19 protein-coding genes are annotated in these 25,150 nt (G+C 41.1%); 8 read left to right on the top strand and 11 right to left on the bottom strand.

Translation table 11 applies throughout. The features are described 5' to 3' along the window. The first annotated feature begins 126 nt into the window (after positions 1 to 126). The gene (locus RMX69_RS15200; RefSeq protein ID WP_012412419.1) at positions 127 to 846 is read left to right on the top strand and encodes a Crp/Fnr family transcriptional regulator; all 720 of its coding nucleotides are present in this window, start codon (positions 127 to 129) and stop codon (positions 844 to 846) included. Between the two features lie 57 nt (positions 847 to 903). Here the strand turns inward: RMX69_RS15200 and RMX69_RS15195 are convergent, their stop codons facing one another. From RMX69_RS15195 to RMX69_RS15175, 5 genes are all read right to left on the bottom strand, one after another. Continuing rightward, entirely contained in the window at positions 904 to 1,950 is a 1,047-nt protein-coding gene (locus RMX69_RS15195) for a PstS family phosphate ABC transporter substrate-binding protein (protein ID WP_322637937.1), read from the bottom strand. Positions 1,951 to 2,252: 302 nt separating this feature from the next. After that, positions 2,253 to 3,650 (bottom strand): ABC transporter substrate-binding protein, encoded by a 1,398-nt coding sequence (locus RMX69_RS15190; RefSeq protein ID WP_322637936.1) that lies wholly within the window; start codon positions 3,648 to 3,650, stop codon positions 2,253 to 2,255. 65 nt (positions 3,651 to 3,715) lie between these two features. Next, the gene (locus RMX69_RS15185) at positions 3,716 to 4,762 is read right to left on the bottom strand and encodes a PstS family phosphate ABC transporter substrate-binding protein (protein ID WP_322637935.1); all 1,047 of its coding nucleotides are present in this window, start codon (positions 4,760 to 4,762) and stop codon (positions 3,716 to 3,718) included. Between the two features lie 28 nt (positions 4,763 to 4,790). Beyond that, positions 4,791 to 6,194 (bottom strand): serine/threonine-protein kinase, encoded by a 1,404-nt coding sequence (locus RMX69_RS15180; protein WP_322637934.1) that lies wholly within the window; start codon positions 6,192 to 6,194, stop codon positions 4,791 to 4,793. Positions 6,195 to 6,499: 305 nt separating this feature from the next. Next, positions 6,500 to 7,513, bottom strand: a complete 1,014-nt coding sequence (locus RMX69_RS15175; RefSeq protein ID WP_322637933.1) for a LysR family transcriptional regulator — start codon at positions 7,511 to 7,513, stop codon at positions 6,500 to 6,502. Between the two features lie 212 nt (positions 7,514 to 7,725). On the opposite strand from RMX69_RS15175, the gene RMX69_RS15170 reads away from it, so the two are divergent. The 3 genes from RMX69_RS15170 (at position 7,726) to RMX69_RS15160 (ending at position 11,731) form a co-directional block, all read left to right on the top strand. Next, positions 7,726 to 8,442: an NnrU family protein gene (locus RMX69_RS15170; RefSeq protein ID WP_289797196.1), complete on the top strand. Its 717-nt coding sequence runs from the start codon at positions 7,726 to 7,728 to the stop codon at positions 8,440 to 8,442. Between the two features lie 601 nt (positions 8,443 to 9,043). Then, a complete protein-coding gene (locus RMX69_RS15165; RefSeq protein WP_289797195.1) occupies positions 9,044 to 9,430 on the top strand; it encodes a thioredoxin family protein in 387 nt (128 codons plus the stop codon). A gap of 198 nt (positions 9,431 to 9,628) precedes the next feature. Continuing rightward, complete coding sequence (locus RMX69_RS15160; protein WP_322637976.1) at positions 9,629 to 11,731, top strand: NAD(P)H-quinone oxidoreductase subunit 5; 2,103 nt, start codon at positions 9,629 to 9,631, stop codon at positions 11,729 to 11,731. A gap of 40 nt (positions 11,732 to 11,771) precedes the next feature. Here the strand turns inward: RMX69_RS15160 and RMX69_RS15155 are convergent, their stop codons facing one another. The 3 genes from RMX69_RS15155 to RMX69_RS15145 all read right to left on the bottom strand — a co-directional run bounded on the left by RMX69_RS15155 (position 11,772) and on the right by RMX69_RS15145 (position 15,051). Then, complete coding sequence (locus RMX69_RS15155; protein WP_322637932.1) at positions 11,772 to 14,396, bottom strand: DEAD/DEAH box helicase; 2,625 nt, start codon at positions 14,394 to 14,396, stop codon at positions 11,772 to 11,774. A 72-nt stretch (positions 14,397 to 14,468) separates the two neighbouring features. Then, positions 14,469 to 14,789 (bottom strand): type II toxin-antitoxin system RelE/ParE family toxin, encoded by a 321-nt coding sequence (locus RMX69_RS15150; RefSeq protein ID WP_322637931.1) that lies wholly within the window; start codon positions 14,787 to 14,789, stop codon positions 14,469 to 14,471. Positions 14,790 to 14,793: 4 nt separating this feature from the next. Beyond that, complete coding sequence (locus RMX69_RS15145; protein WP_229470271.1) at positions 14,794 to 15,051, bottom strand: hypothetical protein; 258 nt, start codon at positions 15,049 to 15,051, stop codon at positions 14,794 to 14,796. Positions 15,052 to 15,414: 363 nt separating this feature from the next. Here RMX69_RS15145 and RMX69_RS15140 point away from each other — a divergent pair, with 363 nt between their 5' ends. Further along, on the top strand, positions 15,415 to 16,992 hold the full coding sequence (locus tag RMX69_RS15140; RefSeq protein ID WP_289799994.1) for an NAD(P)H-quinone oxidoreductase subunit 4: 1,578 nt from the start codon (positions 15,415 to 15,417) through the stop codon (positions 16,990 to 16,992). A 260-nt stretch (positions 16,993 to 17,252) separates the two neighbouring features. On the opposite strand, the gene RMX69_RS15135 is transcribed toward RMX69_RS15140, so the two are convergent. Both RMX69_RS15135 and RMX69_RS15130 read right to left on the bottom strand, forming a co-directional pair. Continuing rightward, the gene (locus RMX69_RS15135) at positions 17,253 to 18,242 is read right to left on the bottom strand and encodes a DUF4351 domain-containing protein (RefSeq protein WP_322637930.1); all 990 of its coding nucleotides are present in this window, start codon (positions 18,240 to 18,242) and stop codon (positions 17,253 to 17,255) included. Positions 18,243 to 18,269: 27 nt separating this feature from the next. Next, a complete protein-coding gene (locus RMX69_RS15130) occupies positions 18,270 to 20,873 on the bottom strand; it encodes an ATP-binding protein (protein WP_322637929.1) in 2,604 nt (867 codons plus the stop codon). A gap of 424 nt (positions 20,874 to 21,297) precedes the next feature. Here RMX69_RS15130 and RMX69_RS15125 point away from each other — a divergent pair, with 424 nt between their 5' ends. The 3 genes from RMX69_RS15125 (at position 21,298) to RMX69_RS15115 (ending at position 23,234) form a co-directional block, all read left to right on the top strand. After that, the gene (locus tag RMX69_RS15125; protein WP_289799993.1) at positions 21,298 to 22,020 is read left to right on the top strand and encodes a Uma2 family endonuclease; all 723 of its coding nucleotides are present in this window, start codon (positions 21,298 to 21,300) and stop codon (positions 22,018 to 22,020) included. A 147-nt stretch (positions 22,021 to 22,167) separates the two neighbouring features. Further along, positions 22,168 to 22,878 (top strand): hypothetical protein, encoded by a 711-nt coding sequence (locus RMX69_RS15120; protein WP_322637975.1) that lies wholly within the window; start codon positions 22,168 to 22,170, stop codon positions 22,876 to 22,878. A gap of 122 nt (positions 22,879 to 23,000) precedes the next feature. After that, on the top strand, positions 23,001 to 23,234 hold the full coding sequence (locus RMX69_RS15115) for a DUF433 domain-containing protein (protein ID WP_322637928.1): 234 nt from the start codon (positions 23,001 to 23,003) through the stop codon (positions 23,232 to 23,234). Positions 23,235 to 23,287: 53 nt separating this feature from the next. On the opposite strand, the gene RMX69_RS15110 is transcribed toward RMX69_RS15115, so the two are convergent. Then, entirely contained in the window at positions 23,288 to 25,030 is a 1,743-nt protein-coding gene (locus tag RMX69_RS15110) for a DUF262 domain-containing HNH endonuclease family protein (protein WP_322637927.1), read from the bottom strand. Positions 25,031 to 25,150: the final 120 nt, after the last annotated feature.

Here is a 25,150-nt window from a genome sequence, read left to right as displayed (position 1 = left end):
AATTTGCTTTCTATTCTTTGGATTGGCTGGCGCTGTTAGGCGTTAAGCCTGCCTCGTCAACACAAAGACACTCCTTGCACCCTTTTATTTACGTCTTTGTCTTCAGCCGAACGCTCTTTGTTACCTATGCAATCTCCATCCTCCTTTTCTGAGGCATCACGGCCTTTTTTGACTTGGCAACGCATTCTTGACTGGGCTCAAGAACACTATCGCTGCCGCACCTTTAGCAAAGATGAGCGCATTCCAGCCCGGCCTGGATTGCTGTATTTGGTGCAAAGGGGTGCGATCCGCATGGTAGGAACCGCCCAAGTTAGTGCGACTGCTAGTCAGCTAACGTCTCGACGAATCAACAGAACTCCAGAAGAAGCGTTCTTGGGTTTTGTGGGAGCGGGACAGCCATTTGAAATTGTTGCTCAGTCACCATTCACACTCCAGGCTTACGCCCATGTCGATCAAACAGCGGTGCTGTGGATGTACTGGCACGATTTAGACAATTGGCCTCACTTCCGTCGCGAAGTTATGGATGCCTTTAGGTATCAGCACCAGCGTAAGCTGCTGTGGCTGAGTGCCTTGGGACAACGCCGCACAATTGACCGACTCTTAGGATTTCTCACATTGTTAATTGAGGAATATGGAGAGCCAGCAATGAGCGACACCGATCCTGATGTGATTCGCGGTTATTGTCTGCCTTTTCCCCTCACTCATGCCCAAATTGGTAGCGCGATTGGTTCCACTCGTGTCACCGTCACCCGCTTGATGGGTAAGCTGCGTCAACGTGGTTTAATCTTGACTCAAGGGGATAATCTCATTTGCTTGCCAGCAGAGTCGATTAATAGAGCTGGTTAAAGCATCGGTTCAGAGCGGCGATTTCCGCCACTCTGTCTTGAGTGCGATTCGCTCTTGTCAGCGAATTTTGACAAATCCCGCTTGGGTAATCAGTTGCTGTCCCTGCTCAGTCAGCAGTAAGTTGGCGTAAGCGACACCTGCTTGCTGCTCAGTCTGACCATTCTGTTTGACCACCACAAACAGATTGCGGGTAATCGGGTATTTTCCTGATTGGAAGGCCTCAATGTTCAACTTGTTCCGTTTACCAGGACATTCAGACGGGAGGACAGAAGGTTCTTGGTATGGAGCAATGTATTGTCCTTGTGTGCGCCCCAACGGCAAGGACTTGATTGAGCATTGAGGAATCACCTCTGGGGCAGAAGCGTAGTAGATGCTACCAGGACTATCAGCCAATTTTTGCAAGGCTTGGGTGGTTGTGGAGAGAAATTCTACATTGGAGCTGAAAGCTTGACCACCCAAGATGTCTTGGACAAAAAGTTCGACAGTACCGCCATCAGCAATGCGGCGGGAATAGGGCTTGATCGGGATATTGGGGCCGCCCACTTGGCTCCAATTATTGATTTTGCCTATGTAAATTGACTTTAACTGTTCTACTGTTAATCCTGAAATATTCAGGTTGGGGTTAACTGCAACCGCTAAACCATCAATTGCCACAGGAATTTGTTTCAAACTGAACCCACGCTGCTGGGCACGGCTTAATTCCGGATCTAGAACTGGTCGGGAGGACTGGGCAAAAGCTAGTTGACCGTCTATCAAGGACTGAATGCCAGTACCAGAACCAGGTGATGCATTGCTGGGTTCTACATATCGCAGCCGTAACTCTGGCCTCGCAGCTTGAATTACTGGATCGACTACTAGTCGAATCGGTGCCCAAGATGTACTGCCTCCGTAATTAAATAATCCTGTAGGAACATCCTTTACTGAAGTGAAAGTATTACCACTAGGTTGTTCTGAACCATTTTGGGGCGTTTTGGTGCTACCAGAATTAATTGTATTTAGATCGACACCAGATTTTCTAGTAAACCACCAAAAACCACCAGCTATTAGCCCGACGGTGATTAGGATGGATAATACAAGAATAGTTGTTTCATTTTTTTGGGACATAGTATAATTACCCGCGCGTCCATTCAATATAAGTGCTTGACTTGACAAGTGCTTGCTACTTGAGATTGTATTTGGAGGACGGGTGTTTTATTAAAAATGCTGACAAATCCTCACTTCTGACTACTTTAGAAATCAAGGTATAATAAATTTCCCCTGGATTATTCGTCTTTTTCTCAAGGCTTAAATGTTGGTGAGGATAAGTTGTTAGTTGATACTAAGATTTTTCCCCATAAAGCTTAATTTCTCATCTTGAGGGTTTTTCCAGGTTAACTATTGGTTAATTTTTAATTTTTTATTGCTGATTAACGCACTGGTTCAAAGTCATAACCAGTCCGAGAGCGAGAACCAGGAACAATTTTTACAAGTTGAACTGGTGCATTGCGATCGCCTGATGCTAAAAACCGAATTGTACCAGAAGCGCCAGTGGCAGAAAAGTCAGATGACAAGAGTGCTTGTTGGACTCCAGATCGCGTGGGATTACGTTCTAATGCCGCAATTAGAGCTACAGTGGCATCATAGCTGAGGGCACTTCGCCAACTCACATCACCGCCCCATAACTGCCGCGATTTCTGGGGAAAATCTGACTTAGGATCGCCCTCAATATGCCAGGGAACTGCCACTATCATTCCCGCAGCTTGCTCTCTGCCAATTTCTAAAGTTTTAACGGTGTAAACATCATCTCCTCCTAGCAGAGTTAAGCGTTTCTGGTTAATTTGAACTACTTGTAGGGCTTTATCGAGAGTTCCAGCGTTAGCAGCTAGCATCATCACTTCTGCACCTTGCTTAGTTGCTTGTTCTAGACTTTTAGCCGCACTAAAATCCGCTTTGGATAAGTCAAATTCGCTGGATACCTGTCCACCCTCTAGGGAAACGGATGAAACAAACTCCGATTTCAAAGACTGGCTATAGTTACTCTGAGAATTAAAGAAAACCACTGCATTTTTTTTCTGCAAGGTTTTCACCATATAGTTAGCTAAACTTCTCGCAGCCATAAAATCACTGGGAACTGTCCGAAAAACGTAGCGGCTAAAGTTAGAAATTTTGACAGATGTACTAGTCGGAGATATGGCTACAAGTTGTCCAGAAGTATAGATAGCACCAGCGGCTAAGGTGGAATCGCTAGTATTCGGCCCAACTACACCTAATACTTCGGAATTACTGACTAGGTTGGAAGCGATTTGCTTGGCTATTTCTGGATTGTCGTCATCGTTGGCTATCCCTACCCTTAAGGGTACTCCCTTGATTCCTCCAGAGCTATTAACTTGATTTTGGGCTTGGGCGATACCACGTAAAATTTCTAAAGAAACATTGGGGTCAGTGCCAAATGGTACAGAAGCCACGATGGTATAGCTCTTGGAAGAACCAATGCGGGCATTGTTAATAAAAATTAACGTTTCTGGATCGTTTCGGTTGAGTTTTAGAGCAGCTGTGAAATTGGCGATCGCTTTATCATAACTTTTAGCAGCGATCGCCTGTACTCCTTCTTTTTTCACTGGAGAAATGTCACCTGGAGTAAAAGATTTTTCCCCAAAACTAATACGGTCTTGCAAGGATGGATTGTTGCCTGGTTCCTGATTTGGAATAATGTTATTACCAATTTTGGCCCCATTGTTACTAAACCACCAAAAACCACCGCCAATTATGCCAGCTGTCAGCAGCAGAGCCAAAGCTAAAATTGTGGTTTCATTCTTTTGTGACATGAACAAGTTTAAATAAAGTAAAAATATTTAATATTTGATTATTTGGCTAAATCTAAGCACTTTAATCATTTAATTCTGACAAATCCAGCTTTTTCGATTAGTTCTTGACCTTGAGATGTCAGCAGCCAATTTGCATAAGCTTCGCCAGCTTGCTGATCTGTTTGACCATTCTGTTTAACGATTACAAATAAATTGCGGGTAATTGCATAGTCTCCACTACGAAATGCTTGACTATTCAACTGGTTGCGTTTACTGGGACATTCAGATGGAGAGACAACAGGTTGTTGATAAGGAGGCACAAATTGACCGCTGATTCGCCCTAATGGTAGCGACTTAATAGTACATTGTGGTACAACCTCTGGGGCAGAAGCATAATAAATTGCGCCACTATTCGCGGCTACTTTTCGTACTGCTTCTGTGGTTGTGCCAACATAACTAACGTTAGTACCAAAATTTTCTTTATTTAAAACATTTTCGATAAAGAATTCCACTGTACCGCCAGCTTCTTTGTTGCGAGAATAGATTTTGATTGGTAAATTTGGCCCACCCACTTGTTGCCAATTAGTAATCTTGCCAGTGTAGATGTCTTTAAGTTGGGCGACGGTTAAACCAGGTATATTGAGATTGTAGTTAACCGCGATCGCAACACCATCAATCGCCACAGGAATTTCTTTCAAACTAAATTCTTTTTGTTTAGCTTCGGTATTTTCTTCAACTTTAACTGAGCGAGAAGATTGAGAAAAAGCTAGTTGATTATCTATCAACATCTTAATACCAGTTCCAGATCCTGCTTGACCTGAAGCAGGTTGAGTATAGCGTAAAGTAAATTGAGGACACAGGCTTTCTAGTACTGAGTCTACATCTTTACGGATAGGTGCCCAGGTTGTACTACCACCATAGTTGAATGTCCCTTCTGGGAGATTTGGGACGTTACATCTGTTGTTGACAAACTGGTTTATGGGATTACCTGTGTTACCATTCCCGGAAGTTTTAGGAACAGTTCCAGTTAATTGCGCCCACCGTTCCATAAGAAACCATAGACCACCAAAGATTAAACCAATAGTGATGACAACGGCTAAAAAAAGACTAAGTGTTTCGTTTTTCTGAGACATTTATGTAGCTGTTAGCACCAGAAGTTTTTTAAAGTAAGAGAGATAATAATTTATAAATAAGTCGAAATACCGCTGTCAATGAAATAGCTACTAAGCCTGCTCCAACTGCTAAAATCACCACTGACGGAAGGTCAAGTCCTCCCCGTAAAAAGGGGACAAAAAAAATAATCGCAAAAGTAATTGTGGGAATAATTAATAAATCGAACTTTTCAATCCACCGCTTAGTTTGGGCAAAAATTAGTATACCTAAAATCAAGGCAGAAGTAGTCAAAGTAACTATTGGTGATTTTACTAGACTGAAAAGGGCGATCGCGATCAATGCACCCTGAAATCCACTAAATCCCGCCCCTCCCAATAATTCCAATGTCGAAAACGCTGGTTGAGTTGATGGACGACGGGGAACAACAGGGTTAGAACCTTGGGGTGGTTGTGGCGGCAGGGTTACAGAGGGCGAATTCAGTTGTGTGGGAGATTGAGCCGCCTGTGAGTTAAGTGCGCGTAGAATCTCCTGGGCTGACTGGAAGCGCTGATTAGCCGCAGGTAGCAGCATCTTGTCTAAAATGTCAGCAAGGTGAGGGTTGACACTCACTTGGGTTCGCCATTTCCACTGGTTACTATAAGCATCAAATAGTTGAATTGCTTCCTTATTGGTTAACAAAGTAATTAGAGTTACAGCTAAAGCGTATAAATCCGTAGATGGAAATACTTGCCCCCCAGCCATTTGTTCAGGCGGTGCAAATCCCATAGAATAAATTCCTGTGGAAGAAGCAGCAGAACCAAGTGCAGCATTGGTTACTTGCTTGACCGCGCCAAAATCTAGTAAAAAAAGTTTACCATCACGACGACGCATAATGTTTGAAGGTTTGATATCTCTGTGGATAATGCCTCTGTGATGAACAAACTCTAGTACCCTCAAAATTCCTTGTAATACTTCTAATACTTGTTGTTCAGAAAATTTGCCTTGTTGAGCTAATTCTTCTTCTAGGGTTTGCCCATCGATGTATTCTTGCACCAAGTAAAAAAATTGGTCTTGCTCTCCTGGTTGCAAGCTATTAACTATCACTGGAAAGAAAGCAAACAAGTCAGGAATTTGCTCGTGATCGTTACCAAGCTGTGCTAAAACTTCTGCTTCTCTTTCAAACATTAACTGCGCTTGTTGCAGTTGAGTTAAGGTTAAATTTCCCGATGGTTGAAACTGCTTAACTACGCATTGACGCATTCCTGGTATTCGGCGATCGCGTGCCAAAAATGCTGCTCCAAACCCGCCCCTTCCCAGCAGTTTACTTGGCACATATCGACCATCTAGCATCAATGGCATACCACAGGTAGTGCAATACTTTTGCTGGGTTGTTTTCAGTGTCGTAACATCATCTAAATCGACAAAATAGTTTTGTGGGCGTGGACAACGCGGACGAGTGCAGTAAACTTCCATTTTCGTGATTAGTCAAAATAATTCGTAATTGATAATACTCGCCTTCTCTACGAGATGCTACGCGAATGGCAAGAAGCAAGCTACGTAATTCGTAATTAGTTCAGGTTACAGATAAACTAAATTTGTTAATGGGGAACACGAAACTTTTTTCCTGATGTCAAACCTTTGGTTTGCCTACAGCACCCTGCACGAACACAATGGGTTCATAATTACGAATTAAGTTAGCGACAGAGGAGCGTGATTACGAATTATTTGGTCATTTACAAAAAACGAAGGACAAATTACAAGGGACTAATAACCTGATTTTAGTCTTCGCCAGATGAGGTGGGTGTTGCTACCTCCAATGTAGTTAACACTAGACTTTTTTGTGTTAATTTTAACACATCTTGATTCCATCCTGGGTTAGCAAACTGGGGCAAAATTTCTTGGCTAAAGGCTTCTGCGGCCTTGGATCTATAGCGATTGGGATTACAAATCAGCCACAGGTTGCGTTTGACAACAACGCCTTCAATGGGGGTACGGTGCAGAACGCCCATTTGTAACTCTTTAGCGATCGCACTAGTTGAGACAAAAGCAGCCCCTAAACCAGATTGCACAGCATTTTTAATCGCTTCAATGGAATTCAACTCCATTTCAACTTTAAAACGTCTGGTATCAATCTCGCAGCGTCCTAGCACTTGGTCTATTACTTTGCGGATAGTCGATTGGGAATCTAGGGCAATGAATTGTAATTTATATAGGTCTTCTTTCTGGATTTTTTCAAGTTTGGTAAAAGGATGAAAGACAGGTAAAATCAGCGCTAGCTCGTCCTCAGCGTAAGGAATCACTTCTAAAGATTCTGACAGTTCGCCGGGAATTTCACCGCCGATAATTGCCAGATCGACTTGTCCGTTAGCAACACTCCAAGCAGTCCGCCGGGTAGAGTGGACGTGTAATTGCACTGCCACATCTGGATATTTTTGTCGGAACATACCGATCATTCTCGGCAAAAGATAAGTGCCGGTGGTTTGAGAAGCACCGACAATTAAAGTACCACCTTGGAGGTTTTGTAAATCCTCGATCGCGCGGCAAGTTTCCTGACAGAGACTGAGGATTTTTTCACCATAGTTTAAGAGTAGATGCCCGGCTTCAGTTAATTGGGCGCGTCGTCCTCCGCGATCGAATAAGGGGACATCGAGCTGCCGTTCGAGATTTTGGACTTGCAAACTAACAGCGGGCTGGGAAACGTAAAGACTATCAGCGGCACGCTTGAAGCTTCCTTCTTGAGCGATCGCTTTCAGGATACGTAACTGATCTAAAGTGAAAGGAAGGTCAGACATAAGGCTCAACCCACAAACTTTTAAAGGAGCAGATGCACGTAATAAATCCGGTTTGGCAGCAATCAGCCGGACATGATTTGTTGCATATTAAACTTGAAGGCTTGACTCGAAAAAGACAGTAGCACAACATCTTGACTAAAGTCCCCTTTTGAATACTTTGTGGTATTGGTTGTACTGAATTCGGTTTTCTTTAAATTACTTCACCTGTGTATATGCTGCTGATTTCTTGGTTGACACCCAGTCATTTTGTCATACTGGGGTTACAAATAGTTTTTGCGATCGCTCACAGTGGAGGCGCTGCTTTACGCCCTTGGGCAGAAAAATATATTGGCCCAAGGTTTTATCGCATTCTCTTTGCATTAGTCAGCCTACCGTTGGCTGTGATATTAATTATTTACTTTTTTGGGCACCGTTATGATGGTTTGCAAATTTGGCAGGTACAAGGGGTGCCAGGAGTGCGAGAATTTGTTTGGCTGCTGTCAGCAATCTCGTTTTTGTTTTTATATCCTGCTACCTTCAATCTACTAGAAATTGCTGCCATTCAAAAGCCCCAAGTTCATCTCTATGAAACAGGAATTATTCGGATTACCCGTCATCCCCAGATGGTGGGACAAATAATTTGGTGTGTTGCTCATACTCTCTGGCTGGGTACTAGCTTTACCCTTGTGACTTCGATTGGATTGATATTGCATCACTTATTTGGGGTTTGGCACGGGGATCGCCGCCTCATGCATCGTTATGGCGAAGCTTTTGAAATTGCCAAACAGCGGACTTCAATTATTCCCTTTAAAGCAATTATTGACGGGCGTCAATCTCTCAAATGGCAGGAATTTCTCCGCCCTGCCTATTTGGGAGTTGCCATTTTTATAGCTTTGCTTTGGTGGTCGCACCCTCTGTTACTGGAAGCAACTAGTAGGATAGGATGGTAACTTTAGACGATCCCCAGTGTCAGCAGAAAATCCGAAATAGATGGAAATTTCAGCTTATCAATTGCCCCAAATCAATGTAGGATAAATTCAAACATCTATTCAGTGGAGGGTGCGTTCAGTCAGCTTGAGATTTTATATTGGTAGTCGTTGGTTGGTTGCTTTTCCTTGAAAGAAAGTGGCAGATTTAGTCAAATCCCCAGGCAGCCGCGGCAATCAGGAGTTAAACATCCAAAAAAGCCAACGCTACTTCTAAAGTGGCTTTTCTATCAGAGACACATTAACGCGCTCAATTTTTGCCAATTATTCTGTGTCCTGAATATTTATGTTCTGAAAGCATCTATCGGCAGTTACTGACTTGCCAATCCTCCACTGAAGCTAGTACCTGAGTCCTGAGTCAAAGCAAGAAACTTAGTATTCATTGCTTGGCAATTAGTCCCGATCCCCGCTTTAACTCTAAAAAAAAAATAAACGAGTTCCTCATGCAATCCGCTAATTTTTAGTCATGGACTTCTACTCAGCAACCAGAACTCGGAACTCAGCCCTACTAAATTCAGTACTGATAGCTAGTTTGATATAAAAACCTTATAATCCAAGAGGCGTCATGGTGTTGTCGGTTAGTGAGCGGACATTTACTCAAGAAGTTTTAGAATCTCCTATTCCTGTTTTAGTTAATTTTGAAGCGCCTTGGTGTGGCTTATGTCGAGTTATCCACCCACTATTGTTACAATTTCAAGCCCAGTGCGGGGATGAAATTAAATTAGTCGGGGTTAACGCCGATCAAAATTTTAAATTGTCTACTACCTATAGGCTAAAATCACTACCCACTTTACTATTGATTGAAAATGGCACTATTCGCCATCGCTTGGAATGCTTTCGCGGCAGAGAAGACTTACGTCTAGCTTTAGAAGAGATTAAAGCCAGCTACAGCAATTACCCCAAAATCCAAAAAAGTTCAAAAACAGTGGACTTAGAATGTCGATCTGCTTGATGGATATTGGATATTGGGTATGGGGCATGGGGCATTGGACTAATGACTAATGACTAATAACTAATGACCAAATCTAAAACCATGCTTAATACCCCACCCAATCAGCCTTGGGTGGGTTATTTTATCCTAAAGGGTGTGTGTCACAATTATTAACAGTTTCGACACGCTATTCAAGAATTCTAAAAGTAGGCGTCAGTGATGGAAGTAATCTATCAGTATGCCTGGCTGATTCCGGTGTTCCCTCTTTTTGGGGCAATGCTGGTCGGTCTAGGGTTAATCTCGTTGAATCAGGTGACAAATCGCCTACGGCAGCTTAACGCTGTGGTGATTATCTCCATGATGGCAGCAGCTATGGGGCTGTCCTTTGCCTTGTTGTGGAGTCAAATTCAAGGACACCCGTCTTATATTCGCACCTTTGAGTGGGCGGCGGCAGGTAGTTTCCACCTGAGCATGGGCTACACTATTGACCACCTAACAGCCCTAATGCTGGTGATTGTCACAACGGTAGCCTGCTTAGTCATGCTTTACACCGATGGCTACATGGCTCACGATCCCGGCTACGTGAGGTTTTACGCCTATCTCAGTTTGTTTGGCTCCTCAATGTTAGGTCTGGTGGTCAGCCCCAACCTAGTACAGATTTATATATTCTGGGAACTGGTGGGAATGTGTTCCTACTTGCTGGTCGGTTTTTGGTATGATCGCAAGTCAGCAGCCGATGCGGCACAAAAAGCCTTTGTAACCAACCGCGTCGGCGACTTTGGTTTGTTACTCGGCATTTTAGGGCTGTTCTGGGCAACAGGAAGCTTTGATTTTAATATCATGGGCGATCGCCTCGCCCAACTCGTCGAATCAGGTTCTATCAGCAATTTTCTCGCTGTCCTGTTTGCGATTTTAGTTTTCTTAGGGCCAGTTGCTAAATCAGCCCAATTCCCCCTCCATGTCTGGCTACCAGACGCAATGGAAGGCCCCACCCCCATTTCTGCCTTGATTCACGCAGCAACAATGGTGGCGGCGGGTGTTTTCCTCATTGCCCGGATGTACCCAGTATTTGAAGGCGTTCCAGTTGCAATGAATGTCATTGCCTTTACTGGGGCGTTTACGGCGTTTTTGGGGGCTAGCATTGCCATTACCCAAAACGACATCAAAAAGGGCTTGGCTTACTCCACCATTTCCCAACTTGGTTACATGGTGATGGCAATGGGCATAGGTTCCTACAGTGCTGGACTATTCCATCTGATGACCCACGCCTATTTCAAAGCGATGCTGTTCTTGGGTTCAGGTTCAGTAATTCATGGTATGGAAGGTGTCGTTGGACACGACCCCGCCTTAGCTCAAGATATGCGGCTGATGGGTGGACTGCGAAAGTATATGCCCGTCACCTCAATTACCTTTTTGATTGGTTGCTTGGCAATTTCTGGTATTCCGCCTTTTGCTGGCTTCTGGTCAAAAGATGAAATTCTGGGGAAGGCTTTTGAAGCTAATCCACTCCTCTGGTTCATCGGCTGGCTAACTGCCGGGATTACTGCTTTCTATATGTTTAGAATGTATTTCATGACATTTGAAGGCAAATTCCGGGGTACTGACGAGAAAATCAAGCAAAAACTCAAGAGTGCTGCGGCGACAATTGTCCTGGAATTAGAGTCAGAAGAACTAGCCCCGAATTTTGGGCCTGGGGCGATGAAGAAAGGAGAATTGGCAGCAACTAGTCAGCAGCATGATTCCCATGATTCCCACGGGCATCACAGCGACTCCCCCCACGAATCGCCGTGGACAATGACACTGCCGTTGGCACTGTTGGCTGTGCCTTCTATTTTGATTGGTTTGGTGGGAACTCCCTACGCCAATTATTTTGAAGAGTTTATCTTTCCTCCTAGCGAAACCCTCTCCGAAGTTATAGAAAAGGCTTCCGAGTTCAATCCGACGGAATTTTACATCATGGCGGGTGCCTCAGTCGGAATTTCTTTGATTGCGATTACCCTGGCTTCGCTGATGTATTTGCGCCGTAAAATTGACCCAGCTGCGATCGCTGCTCAAATCAAACCACTTTACGAACTATCCCTCAACAAGTGGTACTTTGATGACATTTACCATCGGGTTTTTGTCCTCGGCTTGCGTCGCCTAGCTAGACAAGTTATGGAAGTTGACTTCCGCGTTGTCGATGGTGCTGTTAACCTCACAGGTTTTTTCACCCTTGTCAGCGGTGAAGGTCTGAAGTACCTAGAAAACGGTCGCGCTCAATTCTATGCCTTGATTGTGTTTGGGGCGGTTTTGGGCTTAGTGATTGTATTTGGTGTTACCTGATTTTAATCGGGGTGGGCGATCGTCCACCCCTACCTCTTAACTATCCACTGATTGGGAGATTAGCTAATTTATGAGCGCGTAAATTTTTTGCTAAGGATGCTGGGTCAAGACCATTATCTTGATAAGCTTGCATAGCAAGTTTTCTCCATTCCAGGTTAGCTTCACCAGGAAAACTACGTTTTAGCTCACGTACTACAGTAATTGCTTTTTCAGCCCAGGTTTGAAAATCTTGCTGATTCCAATAACACAAATCTTGTATATGAGGCTTTGCACCATTCGTAATACTTTTACAAGGTGTAACCACAACAGGTATGATTTCTGAATCTTGGCGAAGTGATGAAATATTCTGTTTAATCCAGTTAGGGTGTGAAGTTGCTTGTCTAACTTTGCCTGCTCCTAGTGAATTTTCATGATTATTAGTTGAATGGTCTTCAAATACAATACAAAAGTCATCATAAGCAATCCACCAAGGATCTGGGTCAGCATCTCCGTTTGAATTTCCAGCTTGATAACCCAATAAACGCCCTAATTTTTCATGCCCATTTTCAAAAGCTTTGGAGTCTTCCTGAGTATCCTTAACTCTCGTGAGATTCTGAAGAATTGCTTTTACCTCTGCTTCAAACTTTCTATCGTTGGAATTGTCATATAATGACAATTGTGATTCTAGGGTTTCAATTACAGAAGTCAGCCTGAATTTATCGGCTTGATTTTCTTCATATTCTTTTGTACTCAACTTAGAGAGTTGATAGAGCCAACTAACTCCTTCAGTAGTAGAAGCAGCAGGCTTAAAGAAATTGCGTGCTACTCCTTCCATAGAAGCTACACCACGTTTTGCTGCTATCCAGGCTGCACTTCCAGCAAGGTAGTACCAAAAGGCTCTATATCCTTTAACATCATCTCCACTAAGCGAACTTAATACAGAACGACATTCTTCAACTGCCTGTTCAAAATTGCCGCTCCAAAGTGCATTCTGATATCTAACTTCATGAGCAACAGATGCCTGCAATTTTTCTATGCCTGGAAGTTGAGATTGTTCTAATTTATCTCTCAAATCTATAATATCTTTCTCTGCTCCATTCCAGTCTTCTTGATGTGTTAGAAAAATTTGTAAATTCTCAATGAATTCTGATAATTGAATATCCTTAGACTGTTTATTTCCATACTCTATCTCAGCTTGAATTTCTGGATGTAAAAATTTTATTTTATTCTTATCTAGTAAAAAATTATTCAATTCTTCTCCAAGCACTACTACTGCGGAATAGTCGTTATCTGCTCTTGTACAACGACCAATTGCCTGAACAATTCTAGTTAATACACGGTCATTAAAAAGAATATTTGCTGGCATTCGCGTCACAAGGAACTTTTCTTGAAGATTTGTAGCTTTTTGCATTCCTTTTACTATTAATAAACGACATTGATCACCTCCAAAATCAATCCCATCGTATCGGTTTGCAACTATAGCTACTGCTTTTGATTCAGATATAAAAGTCTGCTTTGACTTCTCAATTTCCCTAGCATTGAATATTTTATAACTAGTTGCTGTAGATATCTGTTTTGCAAGTTTATTTTCAGTAGGATCATCTGGGACAAGGACGAGTGTTCTTGGTGTTTCTTTGATCATATCTATAGCAAGCTTGAGTGCAGCTTCTTCATTAAGTGATCTTTCTGGAAAAAAGAAAAAGCGACGACCAATGCCTTGTTGATCCCATCCATCTGGAACTGGTAAACGAACTATTTTTTCTGTACCTGCAAGCCTTTCTAGTTCTCCTCCTTCTCCTAATGTAGCAGACATATATATGCGTTGTTTCGGAGTAGAAAATGGTTGATGAGTACGAGTAGGTGGTAGAATTGGACGAATTAATATAGAGTTATAGCTGCTGTATATATGGCATGAAAATAAGTGATCCTTTATAACAGACCAAGAATACTTTAAGTCCTTTATATCATTGATATGTGTATCCAGTATTGTAGTTATTTCTTCAAGTCTTTCATACATGGACGGAGTAGGTATCTTTTGAACCCATTGAAGATCTCCTAAATCAGGAGAAGAGTTAAACATCAACCTAGAGTAGTTTGGATCGAGAACAATCTCACGCATAACCGCAACTAAAACTTTAAAAAGAGTGCTGTGTTCGTGATTATTGCGCTCAATTGAAAGAGACCAATATTTTGCTATATAATTTTCGGCAGCATGGGCATCATCCAGAATTATTATGTCGGCGTTCTTAAAGAAAGGATTTGTGTTAAATAAACCACTATAAGTAGTGACAGCAATAGTTTCTGCATTAGTATACTCAGCCTTGATAGTAGGCGCATATTCAGTCTGTTTACCTGTAAAAGCATTTGCTTTTATTCCAAAAATAGTTGATGATTGCTCAACTACCTGATTCACAAGCTGAACAGTAGGGCATAGATACACTACTTTTTCATTAAAACGGCAACGCCGCCATTCTGCAATCAAAAGCCCGACTCCTGTCTTACCACTACCTGTTGGAAGTTGTAAGGCAACATCTGGTAGATTAAGAGTTTCTGGCTGACAGTATTTTCTAAGCATGTCAGCTTGGTGAGAAATCAAACCTTGGGATTTTTTATTTTTAATATCTCGGAAAAGTGCTTCAGGGGTTTCGGCAGAGGTGTGAGAATGACTAACTTTTTTGAGTGCCATGTCTTTGAGATGCTGAGTATCTGGTGATCACACTGTTTTAACATAAACAAAATGTTCCCAGAATATGATTTTTTATGTCTTTTTAATTGCATCTTCAATCTCTTCTAAGCTCACATCTGCCTGATCCGATTTTGCATAAATGAGTAGAAGTAAAACACATTCAGGTGAGACAACCTGATAAATCACCCGATATCCACCACTTTTACCCGTAGGGATATCACTGTTTTTTGCTCTAACTTTAGTCAAGTTTATCCCAGAAATTTGATCGCCGATAAAATTCCCAGCCTGTAGCTGATCAATAATGGGTTGAATGTCAATTTGAATTTGCCGATAGCGTTTAGTCAGAGTTTTGATACGGCGCTTGAAGGGAGGTGTAAAGCGAACTTCTGACATAAATCTAGGCTTCGATATCGTCCCAAAGCTCTGAAACTGGGAAAGTTTGTCCTACTGCTGCTTGTCGCACAGACTCTTGCAAATCGGCTAATATTTGTGCTTTTGGCTCTTGTTCATCAATCCAAGCTAAACCACTGGCGTTATCAGAATTTATGGAACTTATAAGCTGTTGCCAAAGTTCTATAGGGACGAGTACATCTGTTGTTTCTCCATCTACGTTAGTGAGATAACGAATTTGACTTTTAATTTGTGCCATTATCATTATGGTTATTTCTCCTGTCATGCTTTTTTGTACCGAATCGCTTTTTTCAACAACTACAAAACAGCATCGTGTATTTTTAGCGATAGGTTGACCTACGCGTAGACGCGGAGCAGCTTGTCGTAGACATCGCACCACTAAACTATAATTTTATCGGCTGTTCTAGGGTAAATTTTTGACTTAACTGGGAGTATCACAACCCACATTCCGCACGCCCAAAGGTCAAAAGAGACTCCCAACAGCAGAGACGGGGGATTGCCAATTTAATTAAATCAACCTAACGAGGAAGACGAAATCCCCAAAAAGCTGTTACTTAATAACTAGTGACTTTTTGCCAAACATGATTTTGATAGCAGACTAATTGTGATGAATATAGCTAATTTTCCGTGGCTGACGACGATTATTCTGTTTCCGATAGCCGCATCGCTACTTCTTCCCATCATCCCTGACAAAGAAGGCAAAACAGTGCGCTGGTACTCCCTCGTCGTAGGGCTGATAGATTTTGCACTAATTGTTTACGCTTTTTATACTGGGTATGATTTCTCCAATCCAGATTTGCAGTTGGTGGAAAGTTACCCCTGGGTACCACAATTGGGTTTGAATTGGTCAGTAGGGGCTGATGGCTTATCCATGCCCCTAATTATTTTGACTGGATTCATTACCACGCTGGCGATTTTAGCAGCTTGGCCTGTCACCTTCAAGCCCAAGCTATTCTACTTCTTGATTTTGGCAATGTATGGCGGCCAGATTGCCGTGTTCGCCGTCCAGGATATGCTGTTGTTTTTCCTGGTGTGGGAACTGGAACTGGTACCGATATACTTCCTGCTGTCGATTTGGGGAGGTAAAAGGCGGCAGTATGCAGCGACTAAATTTATTTTATACACCGCCGGCGGTTCGCTGTTTATTTTGCTGTCTGCCCTGACAATGGGATTTTACGGCGATACGGTGACGTTTGACATGAGAGCGATCGCCTTAAAAGATTTCGCCCTGAATTTTCAACTAGCCCTCTATGCTGGCTTCCTGATTGCCTACGCCGTCAAATTGCCGATTATTCCCTTGCACACCTGGCTACCTGATGCCCACGGTGAAGCTACAGCCCCCGTACACATGTTATTAGCAGGTATTCTCCTGAAAATGGGCGGTTACGCCTTAATTCGGATGAATGCTCAAATGCTCCCCGATGCCCACGCTTATTTTGCACCAGTGTTGGTAGTTTTGGGGGTAGTTAATATCATCTACGCTGCCTTGACATCCTTTGCCCAGCGAAACCTGAAGCGAAAAATTGCCTACTCCTCAATTTCCCACATGGGCTTTGTGATGATTGGTATTGCCTCCTTCACCGATTTGGGATTGAGTGGGGCAGTATTGCAAATGGTTTCCCACGGGTTAATTGGGGCGAGTTTGTTCTTCCTGGTTGGCGCAACTTACGATCGCACCCACACCCTGATGTTGGATGAAATGGGCGGTGTTGCGAAGAGAATGCCGAAGATTTTCGCCATGTTCACCACCTGTTCGATGGCTTCTTTGGCATTGCCAGGGATGAGCGGTTTCGTGGCAGAATTGATGGTATTTGTGGGCTTTGCTACTAGCGATGCTTATAGCTCTACCTTCAAAGTGATCGTGGTGTTCTTGATGGCAGTGGGAGTGATTTTAACTCCGATTTATCTGCTGTCGATGTTGCGAGAAATTTTCTACGGTAAAGAGAACGAGGAATTAGTTTCTCACCAAGCTTTGATAGATGCCGAACCCCGTGAAGTATTTATCATTGCCTGTTTGTTAATTCCAATTATTGGTATTGGTTTCTATCCCAAATTGCTGACTCAAATGTATGACGCTACAACTGTACAATTGACGGCAAGATTGCGTGATTCCGTGCCGACATTAGCACAACAAAAAGACGAAACACTAAAGGTTTCTTTGAGTGCGCCCCAAATTGGTAATTAAGTTGCGATCGCTAGTTTAGTTTAAATATTTATTGCTTCGAGGGCGGGTACAAAACCTGCCCTTTTTGTTACTCACTGAACTAAGTTAAAAAAATAGTGTATGGGGTAAGCGAGTAGAGGTGTTTTTTATAATTCAATACAGTTCAGATAAGACCAAAACACTTGTAGAGACGGCGATTTATCGCGTCTCGAAAACCCAAAATTTTTGCCAATAGCCCTTAACTGAACCGTATTGTTTTTTAATTTTCATAAAAAGAGATTTTAAGCCGATTGATTTGTTTGCAGCCAGTTAAGTAAATCTTCCATAGCAGTAAAATCTAACAAAGCTTCGCCAAGGTTTTCTAATTGATTTAAAGAAAGAGATTGAATGCGCTTTTGCAATTCTGGTGATAATTCTCCCACGCGTCTTTTTAGTAACCTTAAAATAAGTTGTTGTTCACCTTCTTTTTTCCCTTCTTGTTTCCCTTCTTGTTTCCCTTCTTCTTTTCCGCGCTCGTAGCCGATGCGCTCACCTGTAGTTACATATCTCATAGTCCGCTCCTGCTCAAATTGTTTAAACTCTTCCCAAAACTGATTTTCCAATATCTTTGGTAATATCATAACCCAATCGATAAATCGATACAAATTACGAATATCCTGCTCTTCTAAGCCCAAATCATATAGTCTGCGAATTAAACTAAATTTCCATATTTTGCGTTGTTCTGGTGATGAGCGCGTCTGCTGCGTTTTCAAATGCGCCATGACGACAGTCGCAAATGGATTATCGCTATTTTCTAACTCGTGAAAGCGATTTTCGTAATCCAAAAGTTTAATACTACCAAATTCAAAATTTAAGCGAGTATTGGGATAATTGTAACTGTAATTGTTTGGTCGCCATTCGCGGTTTGAATCACAGAGAATTGCAAGGCTAATTGCTGGTTTATCAAAGCGGTCAAATATGCGGAAATTGTAGGTAAACATCCGCTTAGAAAAATTATCTTCTTTTTGCGCCTGAATTTCAACATGGATTAATAACCAAAGTTCTTCCCCTTGGATTTGCCAAACTTTGACTAATTGATCAGCATATCGCTTACCCTGTTCGGCTTCACGAGCTATTTGTTGAAATTCTTTATCTAGAAATTGATATGGACGCTCCCAATCAATTAATGCAGAAGTTTCTGGAAAAAAGAAATGCATGGCTTGGGGAAAATAAGCTTCTAGAATTTCTTTCCAAGGGCTATCAAAATCAGCGCGTTCGCTATCACTAGTCATGTCATTTTTCATTTGTCCAGAATAGCATCAAATTCTGGATAGAGTCGCGGTACTTGCAGTAGCTAGTTTAGAACTTTGATTAATCGGAATTTCTACCCAAAACTCTGCTCCTTGTCCGGGTTCCGAAATACACCAAATAGCTCCGTTGTGTTTTTCTGTGATAATCTGAGCGCTAATTGCTAATCCTAACCCGGTGCCTTTACCTGCGGCTTTTGTGGTAAAGAAAGGGTCAAATAATCTTTGCTTAACTACTTCGGTCATACCAGGGCCATTATCCGCAATTTGTACAGTTATGCGATCCAAGTCGCGTAACTGAGTATGAATTACAATTTGGCTGGGTTTAGCTTCTATATCCTCAATAGTTCGCTTACTGTTATAACTATCCAGAGCATCAATGGCATTACTGATCAGATTCATAAATACCTGATTCAGTTGTCCGGCATAGCACTCTACTAAGGGAATATCACCATATTCTTTGATTATTTCAATTCCGGCATTTCCAGAGGTTTGTTTGAGGCGATTTTGTAAAATCAGTAGTGTGCTATCAATACCTTCATGAATATTGACAGGTTTCATATCCGCTTCGTCAAGTCGAGAAAAATTCCGCAAGGATAGAACTATTTCACGAATGCGATTAGCTCCCATTTTCATTGAAGTTAGGATTTTAGGCAGATCCTCAGTCATAAAGTCAAGGTCGATCGCTTCTATATGAGCTTTTACTTCAGATGTTGGATTAACATTGGTTTTTTGATAGAGTTCTACCAGTTCCAATAAGCCCAGCGTATATTCATTTACATGGGTCAGATTGCCATAGATAAAGTTAACTGGGTTATTGATTTCATGAGCTACCCCAGCCACTAATTGACCTAAACTCGACATTTTTTCAGTCTGAATTAGTTGGGCTTGGGTTTCTTTGAGATTGTGTAAAACTTGGTTGAGTTGTTCTGCTTGAGCGGTAGCAGCAGCAGTAGCAGCGCGGCTTTGATTATACAATTGGGCTTGGTCAATAGCGATCGCTAACTGGTCAGCCACGCCTCGAATAATTTCCACTTCATCATCACTCCAAGGGTGAAGCTCTCTACTATGTTCGCAGACAATCACACCCAAACAACCCGACTGGGTTTGAATTGAAACTATTAGTAGAGACTTAAAGCCCAATGTCACTAGTAAATTCCGACTCTTGAAATCAAGCCACGAATCTGTCGCAATGTCATCAAAGCAAAGCAAATTCCCTTGCATGACAGCTTCACTCAGGGCTTCCACGTTCTGGATAGGAGAACAGCCCAAGGGTTCTGTTAAATCGGGAGCGCAAGCTTGCTGACTCAGTTCAAAGCTAGTAGATTCATCTTCTTGATGACACCAAAAAAACTGGCATCGATCGATCTGTAGCAGTTCCCGAACTTCAACCACTACTGTACTCAAAATCGTATTTAGATCCAGCGAGTTACGAATTTGACTAGATAGACGAGTTTTAAGAATTTTCTCCCGCTCAACTAGCTCTCGCAATTGGACTTCAGACTGTTTTAACTCTAGCTTGGCCATCTGACGATTGACACTAGCTCTTGCTAGTAGCCAAGAACCAATGCCAATTAGTCCTATTAATCCAGCATATAGCAGTAGCAATTGACTCAAAAATCGGTTTGATTTGGTCGTCAACGCCTCTGGCGATACCCATGAGACAATCTTCCAGTAATAGGATTTTTTAGTACCAATTTGATGTTGGCTTGGTGCAAAAGCTTGTCCGGCTCCCGTACTAGATTTTTGCCCTTCCACAAGTGGATAGACTGTGGTAAAAGTGAACATTCCCTCAGCAGTTTGGAATTGTCCCGATTCTTTTTGAGAAATTTCCTGCCATGCTTGGGGAAAAGCTTTGCCAAAAGTGCGGTTTTTGCGTTCGGGAAACATAAATCCCCACTCATCTTCAGGCTTCACCCCTTTTAACCAGTAACCATCGGCATTCAGTAGCATTCCCTGGCTAGAGGCGTTAGCAAAAGTTTGATTAAAATTGTCCAGCAGTTTTGCGCCGAAATAGTTTAAGATTACAACGCCTCGTTTCTGTCCACGGCTATCAAAAACAGGAGTACCAAAGCGGATCATTGGCTTAAGGGGTTGTTCAACCTGACCACGTTCGATGTTGAGGTCAAGGGGAGAGACAAATACTTGTCCTTGGTTTAACCGCAAAGTGTCATTAAACCAGTAGCGCTTGGCTTGAACTTGCAGTTTTTCTTCGGGGACAATCGCTGGTTCACCCTGGTTAAAGTTGACTCTGACAACTTCTTTACCTGATTGATCTAAAAAGCGGATTTGGTCGTAAAGTTTTTTATATCGAGAAAATAATAAGAATTCTTGGGAAAGTGCCTGTTGTTGTCCATTCACTCCCTCTAAAATTCTTTGTAGCTCATTTTGTTTAGAGATAACCATCAAATCTGAGATAACAGAATGAAAATCTCCGCTGATTACTTTGGTTTGTAAATCTACCTTGCCGATTTCATTAGTTTTTAATACAACTTTTTCAGTTTGTACCTGTTGGTAGTAGATAGTTGCGATAACACCCCCAACTAATGCTGACAAGGGCAAAAAAACCGTTAGGAAGTTTTTGATTAAAATTCGTGAATGTATCTGTAGTGACATATCTGTTACTTAAGTACAACTCAAATATCGGGCTAAAAATTAGCTAAGTTCCAGATGCGCTACATTTTCGGAGTCCAGGTTGAGAGAAGATTTTTTCTCTTGGTAGGTATAGGTATTCAGCCCAGCTACCAAATTAACCATGAAATTGAATACTCTGCGACTTCTGGAATGTTCTATGTGAACAATGTTCCGCCCTTTTTTGCTATTGTCAGTTAGATACTCTGATAGTCAGTACCGAAAAACCACGAATTTGATGTAAAAACTTTACACTCGTAAGTATTTAAATACTGAGATGCTCCCGACATCAGGCGATGTCTATGACGGGCTACGCCTACGCTAAAAATGGTTTTTGATTTTTGATCTGCGATCGCACATCAATAGATTACCTACAATCTATCTAGAATCAGATTTGGCAAAACCGCTCATGTTAAACTACAATCCGCTCCATTGTTTGCCATCTTCCGAAGAACTACCGGACTCTAATGACACCCCTGTGGATAATGAAGTCCAAAATTTAATTCCCGGCTTGCTAAAAACGATACTAGCTTTGGTTTGGTGCGATCGCTGGGATTGGTTCTTTGGTGTTGATATGGGTATTTATTATCACCCAGAAAAATCAGCTATTGTCCCTGATGGGTTTCTCAGCTTAGGAGTTAAACGCTTCGTTGATGAGGATTTACGCCTAAGTTATGTGCTGTGGGAAGAAAAGCAATTGCCAATTTTAGCACTAGAAGTTGTTTCCCAAATATATCGGGAAGAATATAACATCAAGAAAGAATTCTATGCTAAAGAATTAGGAATTTTGTACTACGTTGTATATAGTCCCCTTCGGCGTAAAAAGACACCCTTGGAAGTGTATCGCCTAGTCGATGGGGAATATATCTTAATGTCAGGAAATCCCATTTGGCTACCAGAAATTGGTTTAGGAATTGGGCGAGAACGGGGAATTTATCAAGGTATAGTGCGGGAATGGCTTTACTGGTATGACGAAGAAGGGCAAAGATTGCTGACACCAGAAGAACGCATTAGAGAAGCGGAAGAACGCACAGCTTTTGAAGAACAGCGGCGGGTGGAAGCAGAACAAAAAGTAAAAATGTTAATTGAAAGGTTGAATGCGCTAGGTGTTGATCCAGAAACTCTGTCATAGCACCAAATTTCGTGATTTTTGCTGCCTTAATGTTAATTAGCTTCCTGGCTAGGGAATTATATCTGTAAAGCAACTAATAGCTTGACGGTAAAAATCGTCATGGCTGGTTGCTCAATAAATATATTTACCAAAACCTTCATCAAAAATATGGAAGTTAAATTAGGATTTGGAGCAGTCCCAAAACCTCAATATGTCTTTGTCAGCAAAGAACCCGATCACTGTTGGTATATGCTTGCTGAAGATGAAAAACGCATCCCAATTTATGAAAGAGCCTTGACTGGGGTAATTACAGAGATAGAAGTTAATAAAAAGGTTGAAACTAAATTCGGGCCAGTTGAAAAGAACGATTTATATATTTTGGCAGACAAACCTTATATTATCCGTTCAGGAAGTGAATCTTACTTTTCTCAAAGTTTGTTGTTATCTTTAGATGTTCTTACTTCTGAACAACTGTGTAATCCACTTACTATCACCGTTAGCCCAGGAGAGAGTAATGTCGTTTTCTGTAAAATTTACGATCCAATAACTTATCGATCTGTAGACTTTTTGTGGGATGGACATAAGGAAGTTAACTGGCAAACTCTAGGACAAAAAGTAAGTTTAAAAATTAATAAAACTCAATATTCAAATCAAGAGATAATACAAATATCTGCTAATACAACGACATCAGAAATTCATGCAGTTTTGATATCTCAAAGTGACACATATTTAGCCCAATTAAATTGGACTCCAGAGCAGGGAAGGGAGTATTTGCAGCAGAGATATGGCAAGCGATCGCGTCTACAACTCACTGATACAGAAATTCTGGACTTTATTGATTACTTGAAGCTACAACTAACCCAAAACTGCTCAACTTAGGTGCTGTTATGTGAATTTGGGATAATTGCGATTGCCCTTTTGCTACACCCAGATGCTAGGCTGGAATAATTGCGATCGCAAAATTAGAGTTAAATAAAAGTACCTGATATTAAAATACTTGCATGAACTCAAGGCTTGATTTGTTGACTCGCATTACTCAAACTCCTGGTCAGTGTGGTGGTCGTCCTTGTATTCGAGGCATGAGAATTCGTGTGAGTGACATTTTAGAAATGTTGGCTGAGAATGTCAGTGTTTCTGAGATTTTAGAGGATTTTCCCGATCTCGAACTCGAAGATATCCAAGCCTGTCTATTGTTTGCAGCACGGCGAACTGACTTTCCTCGATTGACAGCATGAAAATTTGGATTGATGCTCAGTTGCCTCCTACATTAGCACTTTGGCTTGTATTTCTATAAGTCTTTCCATTGCTCTATGGCAAACTTAATTAACTCCTCACTTCTATGCTTTATTGCATCTGTGTCCCAGACACTACGCTCTACACTATCTTCATAAATAATTTTGTCTATTGATATTAGTTTAGCTTTCTTATATATTTCTTTTTTATCAGTAAAGCATTTATTGCTTGCTTCTGAGTTTAAGCTTGGTGAAAGTAGACAAAGATTACCAATTGCATGTAAAAACTGCTTATGTTCATCTTCTGTAAAATTTTCCCAACCAGGCTTACTCTTATCTTGTGGCAAAACATGTTCTATTGTGTCATTGAGATTTGACTTCCATATCTCATTCCAAATAACTTGATCAAGTTGAGTCCCATTTGTTTGTGCTAAATATTCTTCATACCTAAAAAAGAAATATCGTAATTCTTTTTGCCAGTCACTATAAAAGTCGTGCTTTTTCAATTCTTCAACAGCTGTCTCAATAGTGAAATCGCTACCTATTTCTGCTATGGAACACAGTAAATCGGCAACACTTGCACCAGAATCTCTTCTGATTTTCTTTGCTACACGTATATAATCACCAACTTTTGTACGTGAATCCTTTCTAAAAAGACCATAAATTTTAAAGGAAGTACGTTCCCATTGTTCCAGAAGTTTATTTCTATCTTCCTCCCTTAAATCTTTTCTTAGCATAATTGCCACTGCTAACAACCTTGCTTGTGTAATATCAGTAACAGCATTTCTTCTCTTATCAGCATATAATTTAGACAAACAAGATGTAATTTCCTTAAACCAAACTGTATTTTCAATAATCTTGTTTATTATTAGATCATTGCTTGATGCTTTTATACAATCAGATTTAAAAAACTCAATTGCATCTTCTGCACTAAGAGGTCTTCCTGCGTCACTTTCCGTTTTTAAAGTTGCTGCAAATCTTATTATTTCGTGTCCTGGAATATTTTGAAGCCCGATTTCTCTATATATTTCAGACCAATAACTGTGAAGCTCATTTAAATGTTGACTAAAAAGAGTATCATCTCCAGGAGTACTTGCGTATTCATACAGTAATCCCATTAGTAAACTTTTACATTTGTCCAGCCAGTCTACATCAAGACCACGACTGTTTAGAACTTCAAAAATTGTATACACTGCACCTTTATCTTCCAATGAGTGAAAAATGAAATAAAGATAATTCTTTACTAGAGCAAGTAGATTTACTGTACTTGTATAAGAATTTACAGTTTTTTCGCAATCTTTAATTGCTTGTAATAAATTGTTATCAGCGACAGTTTTTATATCAATATCTTCTGGCTTTTGACCATCCTTTAAATAATTTCTTAAAATAAAACGATTATCATGATTGTTTTGAAGAATAATAAGTCTTCCATCATCTTTAACTAATATTTTATCTAAATCATTTGCTTCACCATGCTGCTTGTCATCACTCAGTTTTAAACTAATAGCTTTTAACAAAATTACTAAAGTTGTTAAACGTTGTTGTCCATCGACAACATCATAAATATAGAAAGTATTGGAACCAACTTGCTGCCTATCTTTTGTTTTTAGGCAAACAACGGTTGCCATAAAATGGATTCTTTCTTCATACTTTTCCCTTGATTCTTTAAGCTTTTTTATATCTTCAAACAATTCATTTCTTTGCTTTGTTTGCCAGCTATAATGACGTTGGTATTCAGGAATTCTGAAAAGTTTGTTTGTTAATATTTCAATTAAAGGCTTGAATTCAGGTTGAATCATACTGTTTAGCTATCCATTAATCTGTAGTTTTACGATCTAGCACCATCATATCCAGCACTATTCCAAAACTATATGGTAATTATACTTAAGGTTTGGCATTAATATATACTTTTAAATATT

This window comes from Nostoc sp. EspVER01, from assembly GCF_034530635.1.
Taxonomy (GTDB): Bacteria; Cyanobacteriota; Cyanobacteriia; order Cyanobacteriales; family Nostocaceae; genus Nostoc.
This window is presented reverse-complemented; position numbering and strand designations above follow the sequence as displayed.